Annotated in this window: 11 protein-coding genes; 4 read left to right on the forward strand and 7 right to left on the reverse strand. The window is 39.7% G+C overall.

What is annotated here, in order from left to right:
• The first annotated feature begins 54 nt into the window (after positions 1-54).
• The 3 genes from HBH39_RS13490 (at position 55) to gltS (ending at position 3,481) form a co-directional block, all read left to right on the forward strand.
• On the forward strand, positions 55-1,146 hold the full coding sequence (locus HBH39_RS13490; RefSeq protein ID WP_167679112.1) for a DUF4339 domain-containing protein: 1,092 nt from the start codon (positions 55-57) through the stop codon (positions 1,144-1,146).
• Positions 1,147-1,429: 283 nt separating this feature from the next.
• Complete coding sequence (locus tag HBH39_RS13495) at positions 1,430-1,915, forward strand: VOC family protein (RefSeq protein WP_167679114.1); 486 nt, start codon at positions 1,430-1,432, stop codon at positions 1,913-1,915.
• Between the two features lie 342 nt (positions 1,916-2,257).
• A complete protein-coding gene (gene gltS, locus HBH39_RS13500; RefSeq protein WP_167679116.1) occupies positions 2,258-3,481 on the forward strand; it encodes a sodium/glutamate symporter in 1,224 nt (407 codons plus the stop codon).
• Positions 3,482-3,556: 75 nt separating this feature from the next.
• Here the strand turns inward: gltS and HBH39_RS13505 are convergent, their stop codons facing one another.
• From HBH39_RS13505 to HBH39_RS13535, 7 genes are all read right to left on the reverse strand, one after another.
• A complete protein-coding gene (locus tag HBH39_RS13505) occupies positions 3,557-3,817 on the reverse strand; it encodes a YecH family protein (RefSeq protein WP_167679118.1) in 261 nt (86 codons plus the stop codon).
• 104 nt (positions 3,818-3,921) lie between these two features.
• Positions 3,922-5,541, reverse strand: a complete 1,620-nt coding sequence (locus tag HBH39_RS13510; protein WP_167679120.1) for a methyl-accepting chemotaxis protein — start codon at positions 5,539-5,541, stop codon at positions 3,922-3,924.
• A 208-nt stretch (positions 5,542-5,749) separates the two neighbouring features.
• On the reverse strand, positions 5,750-7,105 hold the full coding sequence (locus HBH39_RS13515; protein ID WP_167679122.1) for a hybrid-cluster NAD(P)-dependent oxidoreductase: 1,356 nt from the start codon (positions 7,103-7,105) through the stop codon (positions 5,750-5,752).
• Between the two features lie 74 nt (positions 7,106-7,179).
• The gene (hcp, locus tag HBH39_RS13520) at positions 7,180-8,838 is read right to left on the reverse strand and encodes a hydroxylamine reductase (RefSeq protein WP_167679124.1); all 1,659 of its coding nucleotides are present in this window, start codon (positions 8,836-8,838) and stop codon (positions 7,180-7,182) included.
• 334 nt (positions 8,839-9,172) lie between these two features.
• Entirely contained in the window at positions 9,173-10,003 is an 831-nt protein-coding gene (locus HBH39_RS13525) for an FG-GAP repeat domain-containing protein (protein ID WP_167679126.1), read from the reverse strand.
• Positions 9,937-10,752: a hypothetical protein gene (locus HBH39_RS13530; protein WP_167679128.1), complete on the reverse strand. Its 816-nt coding sequence runs from the start codon at positions 10,750-10,752 to the stop codon at positions 9,937-9,939. The genes HBH39_RS13525 and HBH39_RS13530 overlap by 67 nt, the downstream gene beginning before the upstream one ends.
• Before the next feature lie 189 nt (positions 10,753-10,941).
• On the reverse strand, positions 10,942-12,003 hold the full coding sequence (locus HBH39_RS13535) for an HD domain-containing phosphohydrolase (protein WP_167679130.1): 1,062 nt from the start codon (positions 12,001-12,003) through the stop codon (positions 10,942-10,944).
• A gap of 532 nt (positions 12,004-12,535) precedes the next feature.
• Between HBH39_RS13535 and HBH39_RS13540 the strand changes: the two genes are divergently transcribed.
• Entirely contained in the window at positions 12,536-17,515 is a 4,980-nt protein-coding gene (locus tag HBH39_RS13540; protein WP_167679132.1) for an ATP-binding protein, read from the forward strand.
• Position 17,516 lies beyond the last annotated feature (1 nt).

The following is a 17,516-nucleotide window of genomic DNA, read 5'->3' on the forward strand; positions in this document are numbered from 1 at the left end:
GTTAGTAAAAAATTAATTTCCACTGTTGATAACCACTAGATAAGAATAACGACTATGAAAAAATGGTATTTTTCACATAATGGCGATGTAACTGGACCATTATCAGAAGTAGAGGCAAGGAACTTTCTTCAAGACGAGCCCAATTGTTACGGTTGGCATCCATCGTTTACTCAATGGTTACCCGTCAGCCATATCAGTGAATTTGCAGCTTTAGTGCCGCCACCTGAGTCCCCTGCGCAAATTCCACTAGAGTTAATCACCGACTTTACTCAAAAACGTAAAGAGCTACACGCAACCATCATGAATATGGATGAAAGCGTAAAATATACCAAAACATACCTTTACGAATTAGAACAAGAAATCAATATCTATAAACGCCTAACCAACAAGTTAAGTGATGAAGTTAGAAATAACATCAACTCAATTGAAATTAAATATGAAGGTTACTTAAAGATATTTGATGAACTTATCAATGCAATGGATATAGCCAAATCAGAAATTGGTGAAGTGACCACAGAATTTGATAAACGTGTTGAGTTACGTAAAAAAGATTTAGCAGCAATACCAAAACCACCTGCTGCTGTGGTTAAAGATACTGCTGAAGCTGAAGTTAACACGGTAAAAACAGATAACGTTGCAGAAATCCGCCCAAGAACAGCATCATTAGACCCCCAACCCTACAAGCCATCAGCCAGCTTAGATAATGTAGCTGTGCGGGTGAAGCCTGGAGAGTCAATTGATGATATTGCACCGCCTGCTATCAACAAAGCCGATGCAAAAGCAGAGCTTGAAGACGACATGAGAACCGAACTTGAGCAGCAGCTAGAAGCCGTTTTCGAGAAAAGCAACGCAGCCCAAACAGAAGAAGCAACAGCTAAAGCTGAAGCAACACCTAAGCGCCAAGGCGTTACTAGCATCTTCAAATCAGTATTTAGAGGTGATAAAAAAGTTGAACCTCCTGGTGAACTAGCGACAGAATTAACAGAGAAAAAATCTCCCCCTTCTCCAGTTCAGCTAGCACACAGTAATGATCATTTAGATATCGACGATGATGACGATTACGATGAGGATGAAAAAGCGATAGTCAACGAAAGTGCAGCAGACAGAGAAAGCAGAATACGCCGCCGTAGTCGAAGACGTCGTTAATATAAAAATGATTTATCGACTCATAATTTAACCAATACCGTTTAATCAATCGAAAAAAGGCTTATTTGAATTTCAAATAAGCCTTTTTTATATAAGGTGCTTAATAGCATACACAACTGGAAATCCATTTAGCCAAATAGCCCTTTTAATAACGAAACAGCATTAATAACAAAAAATTATCAAAAACAAAATTTTTAATAATTTTTAGATTCTATTAAATCTACCTATACTTACGCCATCAAAACAAACAACACATTAACGAATTACATAAAGGTAAATTGATATGAAAATGAGTCATGTAGGTATTATGGTTGGTGACATGGATAAAGCCGTTGAGTTTTATACCAAAGCACTAGGTCTTGAGATTGTGATGGGAAAATCAGCTGTCACAGAAGAAAAAGAATCCGCAATTGGTAGAATGTGTATCGCGGTTTTTGGTGAAGGCTTTAAAGGCTTCAACATCGCCCATTTAGTTACATCTGATGGCATCGGCTTTGAACTGTTTGAAATGAAAGACAGACAAGAAAGACATCATGTTGATTTCAGCCGTATTGGTATTTTCCACTACTGTTTAGAAACCAAAGATTTTGAAGGTGTTATCGAACGAGTAGAACAATTTGGCGGCAAAGTCAGAATGGACATCATGCGCTATCACCCAGAAGACGATAGCAAACCATACAAAATGGTTTATTTAGAAGATCCATTTGGAAATCTTTTCGAGCTTTACTCTCATTCATATTCAGAAACTTATTCATCTGAATACGAGTAACATAAAAGTAAATCAGTGGCCAACTCATATTGGCCACTGATTTTTTATTTCAAAACACCAATAAGAAAGCAGTAAACTTCAAAGAAAACAAGTTAATGACTATTAACAATCGACAATGGTTTGTTTAATAACATTTACATCACCGCCAAATGTAACATCATATATACCAATCAATAACTTAAACCAGTCAAATATTCTGCAAAACAAGACTTTTACGCGATCTTATGACAGAATAAACCACTTTCCTTTTGCTCGTGAGCACCATCTATTCGAGTTACATTTATTATTTGTCTCTGATTTCATAATTAAACTTATCAGGCGAATTTACTGACTAGGAGTCTTATGAATAACATCATCACCATAGGCGAGTTAGAATCATTCATCATTGCCTTAATGGTACTGTTTATTGGTCATGCGGTTAATCGTTACATTTCCTTCCTACGTAAATACAACATTCCCGAACCCATTGTTGGTGGGCTAATTATTGCTGGGATAATTACCCTTCTTCACTTCAACAATATTCATCTGCAATTTTCTTTATCAATGCAAAACACCTTGATGCTGATGTTTTTTAGCTCTGTTGGTCTTGCTGCCAGTTATAAATTGCTAATGAAAGGCGGTGCCAAAGTATTCCTGTTTCTAGGCGTCGCTTCTGTTTACATTGTGATTCAAAATGCGGTTGGGGTCAGTCTTGCGTCAGCGTTAGGCTTAGAGCCAATTATGGGCCTGATTGCAGGGTCAATTACCCTCTCTGGTGGGCATGGAACAGGCGCAGCTTGGGCACAAACCTTTGAGAAAGATTACGGCATTCAAACCTTTGAATTTGCCATGGCCGCAGCAACCTTTGGTCTTGTTATGGGCGGGATTATTGGTGGCCCTGTTGCGCAACGCCTTATTAACAAAAACAAGTTAATATCGTCATTTGGGATCAGTAAAAATCATCACAAATCTCACCCCGATATTGTCACCTATGATCAACTTGAAGAAGATAGAGTTACCGCAAAAAGTATTTTAGAAGTCCTGTTTATCATGCTGCTTTGCGTTGCAGGCTCAAAATGGACCAGTCATTTAGTTGCAAGCTTTGATCTGACATGGTTAAAAATGCCTGACTTTGTTTATGCATTATTTTTCGGAGTGGTGATCACCAATATCACCGAAGTATCACGTGGTTATAAAATCAACCGAGAATCTGTCGATGTTCTTGGTACAGTTGCATTAGCATTGTTTTTATCGATGGCATTAATGAATTTAAAATTATGGGAAATTTTTGATTTAGCCATTCCTCTTCTGGTTATTTTGGTGGCACAAACCATTATCCTTGGATTGTTTGCTTACTTTGTTACTTTTAAAGTCATGGGGAATAATTATGACTCAGCGGTGATGGCTGGCGGCCACTGTGGTTTTGGCATGGGAGCAACACCCACAGCGGTAATGAATATGGGGGCATTGGTGTCACGCACAGGGCCGTCACCACAAGCATTTATGGTAGTCCCCATAGTCGGTGCATTTTTTATCGATATTGTGAATGCAATTATTTTGCAGGGCTACTTAAGCTTTATTGGTTAGTCAGTGGCTAACCTATTAAAGTTAAATACACAAATGCCAGACAATGTCTGGCATTTGTGTATTATCAATCCTGTGTTATGCGTGTGAATGCGACTCTTTACCCGCACAGTGACCACATTGATTAATCGTAAATCCTTCAGCGGTTTCCGTTAAACGTCCGTTACCAATAAACATGTCAATAAGCTGTTGTGCTGTCATATCACTTGCTTGGCAAGTGTGAAATTCAGCGCTGGCACCAAACTCCTGAGCCACTAATGCTAACCATTGATCACGTGGCTGTGGTGAGTGTTGTTTCATTAGATTAATGACGTTACGGCCATGAATGGATTTAGACATTAGTTACTCCTCATATTTAAAATCCAATTATAACGCTATGCTGGCTAACCATTCGTGCGATAGCTCAAAATTGTTAAACCTTGCATGGCAATTATCATTGAATATTAAATTTGAAACTTGTGGATTTCGACCTCTAATTTGTCTGTGAGCAGTTTCACTTGCTCACTATCGCTATGGGCTTTTTCTGACACTTCATTGGTTTTAGAAGCCGTATCAGCAATCAATACAATTCGCTGCGCAGAGTCTTCTCCCGCCGCCAATTGCTCAGTAGCGGCTTCGGATATTTGTTGACTCATGTGCGCTATATCAGACAATGACTGAGCAATATTTTTAAGTTCATCTGCAACGCGCACAGACTTGGTCACCGTTTCTTCACTAGTCGCAATGCTTTGAACCACAGATGATTTAGCATCTTGAGTGGCTTTTTGCAGCTTATCGATCATTTGTTTAATTTGTTCTGTGCTTGTTTGTGTTCGCTGAGCTAACTGCCTGACTTCATCGGCCACCACCGCAAAACCACGCCCTTGCTCTCCAGCCCTTGCGGCTTCAATTGCTGCATTTAATGCTAATAAATTAGTTTGCTCAGCTATCCCTTGGATCACCTGTAACACACTGGCAATATTACTGACCTCATCATCTAAGATTTGTATATTCTTGCCAGCACTTTCTATTTGCGTTTCAAGCAATGAAATCGTGGTCGCAGACTCTTGGGTTAATCGATGTGCATTAATGCCCTGCTGCTCAGCCGCATTCACTGAAGCGGCGGTCTGCTTTGCGTGCTGAACCACATTAGCTGAGGAAGCTGTTAATTCGGTAATGGCTGAAGCCACCATTTGGGTTTCGTCGTGCATTGCCCGCGTAAGCTTATCTAATTCATGGGAACGCTGGCTAGAGCTATCAGTCTGGTGATGCAGCACATCTGCGACGCTTTTAATCCCCTGCACCACACCTTGTAACCCCACCTGCATATAATTCATAGCTCCAACCACAGAGTTATCAGGCGCATTAGCTAATGTGGACTGTTGGCGCAAGTTACCTCTAGAGACACTTAATACAAATTGATGAACCTGTTCAATTTCAGCACCTAGTGAGTGATGCAATTTAAAACCAAACCTTGCCAAACTAAGCGATAAAATGATGGCGACAATCACAGCAAATGTAAGTAGACCACTGGCGACAGACCAATACCTTGCATCAGCTTCAGCGTAACTAATACCCGTCCCCACATACCAATGCCATAATTCGGATTGTTGCACCACTGAGGTTAATGAAACCACCTGCCCTTCACGCTGAGAGGTCCATTCATAGGTTAAAATCTTACCCGTTTGGCTACCTACAAGTTGCTGTACCATTTGACCAATGCTTTGTCCGTTAGCATCAACAAAATCATTAAAGCTGGTGCCATGCAACTGTGGATCGTGGGGCGTTGCCACAAAATTCATATTATTATCTACAACATAAACATACTCTGAATCATGGTATTTATTTTCTCGCAGTACTTGAATTGCTAATGATTTTGCCTGCGTTTCGCTTAATTCCCCTGATTGCTGAAATTGCTCAAATTGCGCCACAATATTGGCTGTACTTTTCATTAATTGATTTATGCGAGCAATATTGTCGCTATGACTAGAATCAGATAATGCATGCAAACCGCCAAAGGCGATGCCAAGCGTTGCAATAAACAAAAGGATAGCAAACAGTATTATTTTTGTTTTCAATATCATAAGACAACCTTACGTCAAATAACTCGGCAAGCTTTCAATTTTAAGGGAGTAACTTACTAAACCACAAAAATGACAACGTTGTCATTAACTTTTTAACATATTAGCAACCTAAAGTATTAAATAGCACATACAAAAAAGCCTGCCGAAGCAGACTTTGAGTAGATGTAGATGATTAAAAAATTAAATTGATGAATTAATATGTAACACCTCAAAACAAACTTAAACTAGCGTTTGAAGTGAGCCTAGTTGAGCATGCCAGCACATAGCCTTCGGCAATTTCTTGCTCGGTTAATGTCATTGAACTACTTGATTGAGTGGTGCCTTTAGTAACCTTACACTTACAAGCACCACAAACACCGCTTCGACACGCAGCAATAATGGGTAAAGCTGCAGATTCAATGCCTTCAAGTAAGGTTTGTTCACTGGAAAGTGGAATATCTTGATCGGCGATATTTAAGATAAAAGATTGGCTGGCAGCTTGATTGCTTGCCGTGTTAACAGAAACGTTAGGCACTGCACCAAAACTTTCTTGATAGAAGTTGTTCATATCGAAATTGGCTTGTTCCAACATAGCCTTAACCGCAGCCATGTAGGGTTCAGGGCCACAAATAAACACGGTACGAGTTTGATAATCAACCACTAGCTTAGTGAGCTTATCAATATCTAAACGACCAAGTATATATTGAGCTTGTTTATTAGCTTGCTGAATTGATGTAAGTTTTTCATCTGATTCAAGAATATAGCTTAAGGAGAAACTTTCGCTACGCTGCGCCATTGACCCCACTGAATCAGCAAAGATAATATCATTTACCGAACGTGCACTATGCACAAAAGCAATATCACTACCAACTTGAGTATCACATAACCAACGCGACATTGAATGCATAGGAGTGATACCGCTGCCCGCGCTGAGAAACAAATACTTATCAGCTTGAATATCAACCAAGTTAAATGCGCCATCAGGGCCAGTGACTGTAACTTGATCATCTACATTTAGCTGCTGAGCTAAGTAATTTGATACCAAACCACCTTCAATTTGTTTAATGGTCACAGTCAAAGAATAGGGGCGAGAAGGTGACGATGCGATGGTATAGCTACGATAAACTGGCTTACCGTCAATGTTTAACTTAAAGGTAATAAATTGCCCAGGTTTAAAATTAAACTTAACTGGCTCGACGCCTTGAAAACGAAAACTGATAACATCATGGGTTTCATGCGATTTTTCAACACATTTAAGCTGTACTTCACCGCGTTGCCAACTTTGTGCGGCTAAAATATTTGCATTGCTAAGTGTCGTTGCTTTGGGCGTGTCTTCAACCTGAACGTCTGACTCTTTTGCTTCATCATCAATAGCTGATAATGCTGCCGAAAATGAAAACCCTACAGGCTTAGCTGCTGTTTTCAGTTTGCTATCTGCTTGCGCAGCCGATAGCGCCCCAGAAAATGAAAAAGCGGCTTTAGGTGGCGACGAGGCTTGCTTAACAGAGTCTTGGGACTTTTCGGGTTTATCTTTGGCATGGGCAGATGATAAAGCAGCTGAAAATGAAAATCCTGAGCGAGTCATGTGACACCTATAAGCAGAAAAAAGAACAAAAAAGGCGATATCATATGAAGCTGATATCGCCACAGAGAAGATGATTAAGCCGCTGTCATCATTGCTTTTAAATCTGATTCAACGTCGGTGGTAGTGCGTAAACCAAATTGATCTTCTAAGATCTTAGCAAGATTATCAGTTAAGAAACCCGGTGCACTTGGACCTGTACGGATGTTTTTTACCCCTAACGATAATAAGGTTAATAACACCACAATCGCTTTTTGCTCAAACCAAGATAATACCAAGCTTAATGGCAAATCATTGATGTCACATTCAAAAATATCTTTTAACGCTAATGCTAATTGAATGGCTGAATAAGCATCATTACATTGGCCAACATCAAGTAAACGTGGCACACCATTGATATCGCCAAACTCAAGTTTGTTAAATTTGTACTTACCACAACCCAAGGTCAAAATAAGTGAATCATCAGGTACAGATTTGGCCAAATCGGTAAAATAGCTACGTTCAGCTTTGTCACCGTCACAACCACCAATTAAGAAAAAGTGTTTGATTGAACCATTTTTGACGTTTTCAACTACAGTGGGTGCCGCAGCCATTAATGCATTACGCGCAAAACCAATCGTAATCGAGTGTGGGATTTCATCATATTTAAAGCCTTCTAGCTCAAGCGCTTTATCAATCACAGCGCTAAAGTCATCGCCTTCAACATGAGTTACACCAGGCCAGCCAACGATACTGCGGGTAAAGATACGATCTGAATAGTCACCCACATTTGGGTCAATAATACAGTTAGAAGTCATTACAACAGCACCAGGGAATGTCGCAAATTCTTGTTGCTGATTTTGCCAAGCACTACCGTAGTTACCTACTAAGTGAGAGTATTTTTTAAATGCTGGGTATGCTAATGCCGGTAACATTTCTCCGTGAGTAAACACGTTAATCCCTTTACCTTCGGTTTGTTGCAGGATTAGCTCTAGATCTTTCATATCATGACCAGATACTAAAATAGCTTTACCTTTAATAGACTTAGTATTTACCACAGTTGGCTCTGGATGACCGAATGCTGAGGTTTCACCAGTATCAAGCATTTCCATCACGCGATAGTTAAGCTGACCAATGCCCATCGCGGTAGTAAATAACTTGTCAGCATCAATAGAATCTTCACCTAAAAACGCCATGATTTCATGGAAGCGGCCAGCTACATCAACATCAGTTTGATCCAGTACGCGTGCATGCTCCATATACGCAGCAGCACCTTTTAACCCGTAGAGGCACAATAAACGCAACCCCATGATGTCTTCATGTACATCACCACGATTAGGTAATGCGACAGGCGCTTGTTCAAGCATTTCAGGCTTGCTAGCAGCAAGATTAATTTGACCTTGATTTGCTATCACTACAGGTGTTTGGCCGTTAGCTTCACAAGCCGTAACATAAGCCGTTTTTAACTGTTCACGATAAGCTTGTGCTTCTCGGGCATAACCCACCAAACGATCGTCATCAAAGTTCACGTTTGTTAGGGTCGCAAAAAATGCTTTAGGGACGAATGTATCAACATCTGCGTTAACAATACCGAATTCACGGGCTTTAACTGCATAAGCAGAAACACCTTGCAGCATGTAAATCAATAAGTCTTGTAAATCTGAGGTAGAGGCTAACTTGCCACACATACCTTGAGAATAACTACAACCATTGCCTTGCGGGGTACGAATTGTTTGCTCACATTGAACACAGAACATGGATATACTCTCCTAATCTTAATCATGTATAATATTTACATGTTTAAGGTTAGTGTACACTCTAGTGATAAAATCAACAGGAAATTTTGATTTCAATAAGTCATTTTGCGATCGACATCACTTTCAGTATTTGCTGATATAAATACCCTAAAAATACCAATAACAGTTAATAAGCGAACAGCGACAGCCTAGGGGAATACCTGATAAGCAGGCATAATTTTGATAAGTAGTTATTTTACAATCTAAAAATCTAAGGCTGTTATCAGTTATTTATTTCGATTGTTATACCGTTATGGTAAATCAACAATTTGATATAAAGGATTGTTAAACCAGATTATTGGCTAAGTAATACCTTAATCTGCCGTTGCAGTGCTTTGTCATCTTGGCGGCCATATTGCAATAAAATATCGTCTTTACCATCAAGATTAATATCACCAAGCGATACCATTGAGCCCTCTTTTGGCAATGTCATGGTGAGTGTTTGGTTACTTTTACTAAAAGGAATGTTACCGAATTGGCCAAAAAAGACTTTTAGCTCATTATCATCATTTGACAGAATAAGCTCATCATAACCATCGCCATTAAGATCGCCTAAAGTCACCACCGGCTTACCACTTTGGCCAGAAGTTAAACTGAAGTTCAGTTGCACTTGTTTAGTCAAATTGGCTTTATCTTTAAAGCGACTTTGTTGATCCATTTTAAACAGATAAACATCTTGGTCTATGCTACCTGACAGTAAGGCACCAATCACTTGTGACACGCCAATATCAAAACCTGATACCAGCACCTCTAGGCGGTTATCATTATCTAAATCAATAAATTGTAAATCGGTTAACGTGCCTTCAGCACGAATGATACTTGAAGGTTCACGGCCAAAATCTAACTTGCCTTCATCATTGCTTCCAAGGTAAATCTCATAATCATTACTGCGATCAAACACCCCCGAGCTTTTGGTGTAACGTACAACTAGATCGGTAATCTTATCGCCATCTATGTCGGCAATTTTTTCCACTTTGCGATACAACAAATCACTTTGATCTAGCGGACGCCCATAAGCATCACGCTTATTCCACCAGTTCACACCACTAATAGGCTGACTTACCGATAAATATTCTGCATTGGCGGCAAAAAGCCCAGAAGGAAGTTGATAAAATACCTCCAACATTCCCTCTCCGACCTTAACAATATCTTGTAAGCCATCGAAATTAATATCGGTATGATAAAGCGGTGCTTGGCTGTACTCCGCCCCTCACTGGTAAGCTCAACAATCGGCAATATAGGAATGGATTGTCGAGCAAACTCCCCCTGCTGTGTACCTAACAATAAATGCGCTGTCCTAAAGTCACTGATGATGACATCCGCAATGGCATCATTATTAATATGCGCAACAAAATCACCGCGAGAAATAAAGTCACCACGAGGTAGAATGGTAATCGAATTAACAGCGGCAACCTCTTCTATTCGACCATTTTGATTGGCAGACTTTGGCTTATCGATAGCTGTCTGACTAGCAGGTAGATATTGCAATAATGCTTGCGAGTTTAAAAAATACAAGGTTTGCAATTCAGTAGCATTGGTGGCGGCAAGTTTGAGCTCATCGGCATCAAGAATGTCATAACGAAACAAGTCATGACTGAGTATCACCTTATCGAGCAGCACCAATTGTGGCTCAATGTTATCCATCTGCAATAAACCATAGATGGCAAGCCAGCGCTGACGTTTATCATCCACACCAAAAGCTAATAGCTCTTTGCCAGGGAGACTCAGTACATTGGCACTAATAATGGGTTGAGTTAATTCAAAATCAGCTTGGTGGGAAATGGTGGAAAAATTAACACTCGTATCCGCAACACCCTGAGATACCGTAAACGGACATGCCAGCAAACCTGCAATTAGCAACAACCTGCTATTCATTATTCGACCTTCCATTGCAAAAATAATTAAACCAGAATACGTCCAACCTACAGCAACAGTTTAGTGGCAGCTAATTTAATTTGTTACTAATTGCAAAAACAAACAGGGCTTTCATTTATTGAAAGCCCTTGAAAAACAATATTTAGATACCATCAAAGTGACCTAAATTAACCAAGTAACGCAAAACAGCTAGGTTAACTCAAATTCAGCATCCGGTTCCCAAAACTGCAATTTAATTTGTTCCACTTGTTCACGACATTGTAAGAAGGCCGTGACCAAATCAGGATCAAACTGCTTACCAGCCCCATCCGCAATATAATCTAGCGCTTTTTGAGTTGGCCAAGGCTGCTTATAGGGTCTGGCTGAAGTCAGTGCATCAAATACATCAACAATGGCAACAATTCTCGCACTTAAGGGAATGTTTTTACCACTCAAGCCTTGAGGGTAACCGTTACCATTCCAATATTCGTGGTGACATAAAGCTATCTCTTTGGCCATGACCAACAAGGGAGCATTGTCATCATCACCCAAGATTTCAGCCCCAAGCACAGGATGCTGTTGCATTATGGTGCGCTCATCATCAGTCAATCTTCCGGGCTTTAATAAAATAGCATCTGGAATACCAATTTTGCCAATATCATGCATAGGCGAGGCATGTAAAATCAGCTCACACCATGTTTCAGTCGCACCAATATGCTGCGCTAACATTCGGCTTAAATGGCCAATTCTCACAATATGCAATCCAGTTTCATTATCTCTAAACTCAGCTGCTCGACCTAATTTAAGGATAATTTTATGGCGTGTTTGCTCTAATTCTTTGGTGCGCTGCTGAACTAACTCTTCAAGCTGTCTTGCTTGGTTGGACAGTGCTAATTGATTTTTGACCCTCACTTTTAACACGGCAGGTCGTATAGGCTTTGAAAGATAGTCAACCGCGCCTAACTCTAATCCAGTTTGCTCATCTAAATCTTCCGTTTTCGCGGTAACAAAAATAACCGGAATGCGGCTGGTAACCGGATTGGCTTTTAAATGCTTGCAAACATCAAAACCATTCATTAATGGCATCATGACATCCAATAAAATTAACTCAGGTAATGGCTGTACCTGTGCTAGTTCAATGGCTTTTTGACCCGATGTGGCTGCGCGAATAATAAATTGATCCGATAAGACACCATGAATAATACGAATATTATCCGGCATATCATCAACAACTAAAATAGTAGGTTTTGTAGTCAGTTCATTAACCGTCATGTTGCAACCTTAAATTCAACAAAAATAAACACCATCAAAGTGAGCCTAAATTGTTAAATCCTACCTGCTGAGGTGTTAACAAAATTTGCAGCCAAGTTGGCGGCCAGTAAATATAAAACATTTATTCATCACACAAGGTAACAAATTGCAACTTACGGCTATTTTATAACCAACCACCAACATTCGGCCACGCCATCGCAACAAATAAATCACGCATTCAGCATAACTAAACGTCAACCCAAACAACACTCACAAAGCTTGTAACAATTGGTATCCAAACAAACGATAAAGCTTAATTACTGTCCGGTAATGTATATAATTAGCGCAACTTATCGCCAAAATAGACAAAGTGTGCATTTATTAGCTCTAGTATAGATACCTTAGTGGATCTTAACCATGCACATAAGTAGATAAATAATAGACCAGCGCGAACAATCACCAAAAATTCAATTCACAAAACAAAGAGTCGTACGCTGAATTTAATCCAACACCATGGCACAAATTTATTCTAAATATTCTTTAAGGAAACCTAATGATGAGCATTAGTGCAATCCCCACCCAAGCTAAACGCATATTAATAGGTGCCTTATACTTGTGCGCTTTTGCATTAATCATTTTGTCCATTGATGTCATCAGCGAAAATAAAGCAAGTAAACCCAAAGCAGATCCGACGCCTCAAATTTCAGCCATTGAAAAATTGCAGCAAAGTCAGTCTAAAAATATCACTATGATTTTAGGCAATGATCGTCCTTTTTGGCGAGACATTGCTAAATTTTCACAATTTGCAGCCAATGACATCAACGTTAACCTTAAGGTTATCTACGGCAATGGGACTACAAAAAGTGTACTCAATCTTACACAGCAAGCCATCGCAGAACAGCCTGATGGCATTATTTTTGCTGAGTATGACGACATACTTGATCAGGTTTTAAGCAAAGCCAAATTGCACCAAATTCCGATCATCAGTATTAACGGAAATAGTAGTGATCCTAAACTGATTCAAAAAGCCAATACTCCAAATTGGGTTGGCCGTTTTGGTAGAGCCCCTAATACCGAAATAGCACTACTTGAAAGCCTACTGACTGCTAGAAATGATCCTAACTGGCAGCCAAACATCTTGCTTATCGCTGGTAATCAAGACGATAAGGTGGTTGCAGCAAGAACAAAAAAGCTCACCGATTATGTCTCCGCTCGCTGGCAAAATGCTGAAATAAAGGTTCGGTATGCAGATTGGGATCCACAAAAGGCCAAGGAGGTGTACAAAGAAACTCTAATTAACAATAAGCATTTAAATGTGGTAATTGCAATGAATGCTGAGATGGCCGACGCAATTTCCCAAATAGCAGGCCAGCAACTTGCAAACCGACCGTTAATAGGCGCTTTGAGCTGGCAGCCAGAATTTACTGATGATATCCCTAAAAAACACATTAATGCGGCGGCAATCGGTGCCGATATGATGGGCGCATTTGCCACTGTATTGCTATTTGACTATTTAAATAATAATGAAGTTCGTAACCAAGGGTTTGACTATGTTATTCCACCGGTCATACTTAACCCTAGTAACTACAAAAACTATCTTCCTCTGCTAGATATAAACGGACAAGCTATTGAATTTAAAGATATATCATTAACATACAATCCTGATATGTTATTACCAGACTTTAATGTTTCTAAGCTACTTATTATTGAAGAAACCAAGCTTTTTTTAGCCAAGTTAACTAAGGAAGAGTTGACATTTATTAGAAATAACCCTGTAGTTAACTTAGGTGTCGACCAAGATATGGCTCCGATTGCATTTATTAGCGATAGTGGTGAGCACCGAGGGTTAATTGCTGACTTTATTGCAGAAATAAAACCCTTAGTACCAATAGAATTTAAGGTTTCTACCGCAGCCACATGGCACGAGTTACTCAAGTCCTTTCGTGACAAAAAATTGCATATGTTAACACCAGTTACGGATCATTATGCCCGTGATGAGGAGATGCTATTTACTCAGGCTTTGGCTCATTTTTCGCCGGTACTAATCACCCGAAATGAGGTAAATGATATTATCGGGCTTGAAAGCCTGGTCGGCAAAAAAGTGGCTGTTATTGCTGAAGATATTACTGAGTTACAATTAAAACTTGATCACCCCGAGCTCATTGTTGTTGCTTATTCTAATCTTGAAAATGTATTAAAGGCAGTCAACCACAAAGAGGTTTTCGCCGCTTTTGTTCACTCTCCACTTGCCGTAAAGATGTTAGAAGCTTTTGGGCAACAGGATTTACAAATTGTTGATTTATCAGATTATCGTTTTGGCATGGCATTAGGCATCAGAAAAGACTTACCAGAACTGCAAAGTATTTTAAATAAAGCATTTGAGCAAATTTCTTCTCGCAAAAAGCAAGGCATTAAAGACCGCTGGATAAATGCTAAGTTCGATTTTGGCATTAAAAAACAACGAGTAATTAATTGGGCGATCAATTTAGCTATTATTCTTTTGGTGATTTTTAGTGTCTTCGGATTTTGGAATAGACGCCTAAATCAAGAAATAGAACAACGAAAACTGACTGAAGAACAACTTAATCTCAGTCGCGCTAAGTTCCAATCATTATTCGACGTTTCTATTGAAGCATGCATGCTATCAAATATGAACGGAGTGATCCTCGACTGTAATCAATCATTACTCGATTTAATGTTATACACAGATAAAAATGACTTAATCGGTGAGCCACTCACTCATTTCTATGCCATAGAATCCTCAGATGCACATGCCATATTAATTGGTCGACTCGAAAAAGTATTACAACAGGGCACCCTAAAATACGAATGCGAAATGCTAAATTCAGCTGGCCAAAATATTCCCATAGAAGCCACGTTAAAAGTGATTGAGTTAGAAGGTGAGCAATGTATTTTAGGCTCATTTAATGACATCAGTGAAAGATTGCGCATTAACCAATTATTAATTCAAGAGCGAGATGTACTGCAAAGCATCTTAGGTAAAAGCCCGATTGGGGTTTGGATATGCGTTAAAAATAATTGCCGTTATGCCAATAGACGCATGACCGAAATGACAGGACTAACAGTGGGCCAGCAGGTGGCAGAGATGTTTAGCAACCCTGAGGATTTTAAGCAAATATCCCAATTGGATGTGAATCAAGCACAAGAATTTGAAAGCCAATTAATCAAACCCAATGGCAAAACTATTGATGTTCACATTACCGCTTATCCCACAATTCACGGCGGTCAAAATGCAAACCTATGCTGGGCGTTAGATATTACCGATGACAAACTCATCCAATCAGAATTAGCGATAGCCAAAGAAGCTGCTGAAGCAGCAGCGCAGACTAAGTCTGACTTCTTAGCCAACATGTCCCATGAAATTCGCACCCCCATGAATGCGATTCTTGGCATGTCGTATTTAGCATTACAAACCGATTTATCAGGAAAACAACGAGACTATGTTGATAACGTACATCGTGCAGCAAGCTCCTTATTAGGTATTCTGAATGACATTTTAGACTTTTCAAAAATTGAAGCCGATAAAATGGATCTTGAGAATGCTGAATTTGATATGTACGAGGTGATAAGTAATTTAGCCAATATCATTAGCTTTAAAACCGATGAGAAAAACATCACGGTACTGTTTGATTTCCCATCAGACTATACCCGTTACCTCAAGGGTGACAGTATGCGTTTAGGGCAAATACTGATTAATTTCTGTAATAATGCAGCTAAATTCTCTCACCCAGACAGCAACATCATCGTTAGAAGTACCTCTAAACGAAATGGCACCGATGTCGAACTGCTTTTTTGTGTCGAAGATTTTGGTATTGGTATACCTAAACACAAACAAGCCAAGTTATTTGGTTCGTTTGAACAAGTTGATGCTTCCACATCGCGAGAATATGGCGGCACTGGTCTGGGTTTGGCTATTTGTAAGCGTCTGGCAAATCTTATGGGCGGAGAAGTGTGGTTTGAAAGTGAAGAAGGCAAAGGTAGCCGTTTTTACTTAAAACTGACGCTGCAAGAAGGCAGATATCATGATCCAGCTGCACGTTTTGAGTACACCAAACATTGCTCATTTACCATGTTAGGCCTACCCAAAATCACTACTGATTACCTGATGAAACATGCGAATTACTTCGGTATCGATGTGAAAATTAACGATGTGCCAAGTGCCATTGAAGAGATAAACCAACATATGCAAAGCGCTGATGCATCAGCACCTTTCTATCTAATCTGTGACTACCAACATTGTAGCGACGAATTACTCACAGCACTGGCATCAAGCCCTCAATCTCGAATGGTGATTATTCATAGAATATCCGAACAAGATGAAGTAAATCATATCATTAGCAATAGCAACCAAATTATATCACTCGCTAAGCCATTAACCCCTTCAAATATGGCTGATGCCTTGATTGTGCTAGTCACCGGTAATAAGCCAACATCCAGCGTATTACTGGGCGACCAGCCTATTTTAGAGATGAAATATAAATTATCAGGAGCGGAAGTATTACTGGTTGAAGACAATCTACTCAACCAAGAGTTAGCCTTAGAACTATTACAACAAGCTGGCATTAAAGTCACCCTCGCCAACAATGGTATCGAGGCCGTTGAATTAGTCCAAAACAAGCGATTTGATGGGGTACTAATGGATTGCCAAATGCCACTCATGGATGGGTATGAAGCAACACGGCGCATCAGGGCTGACAAGCAATTTGCCAATTTACCTATTATTGCCATGACTGCCAATGCGATGAAAGAGGATGTAGATAAAGGTATTGCTTCAGGAATGAACGATCAAATCAATAAACCTGTGCATGTAAGAGATCTTTACAGCATCATGGCGCGCTGGATAACACCACAAACTCAGCAGCCATTGCCGCCACAAATCAAAAATGATGATATCTCAATCAAATTGCCAAAAATTAAAGGGTTAGACACTAAGCGCGGTATGATGAACTGTGACAATAATTCACAACTTTATCTGCAACTACTGCGATCATTTATTCAAACCTGTGAGTCCCTAATTAAACAGCAAACTCAAGCACTCAAGAATAATGACGCAGCCGAACTGAAAATTAGCATTCATACCTTAAAAGGGGTTACGGCCAATGTTGGGGCAAACGATGCCAGTCAGCAACTAGCTAAAGTTGAGTTAAAGATAAAGGACAGTGACTCAATCGATTGGAATACAGTGGATGGCAAGCTGCACAGTTTACACATAGAGCTAACACAATTATTAACCGACTTAGATAACTGGCATCAAAAAAATCAACAGACAGTGACAAAGCGTGAACTCAATGATGATGCGATAAGCCAAATGCTGGCAGAGTTACAAACGTGTTTAGAACAATATAACACTCAAGCTTTAGACTGGGTGAATCAACTCGATGGCGTCAATCAGCTAACGCCACACAAAGCAGTACTTAAATCATTAAAAAATGACATAGAACAGTTTGAATTTGATCTTGCCTTAGAAAAACTAGCGCAATTATCGAGTGCCTTAAACCGAGTGAGGGAATAAT

The organism is Shewanella aestuarii (assembly GCF_011765625.1).
GTDB lineage: Bacteria > Pseudomonadota > Gammaproteobacteria > Enterobacterales > Shewanellaceae > Shewanella > Shewanella aestuarii_A.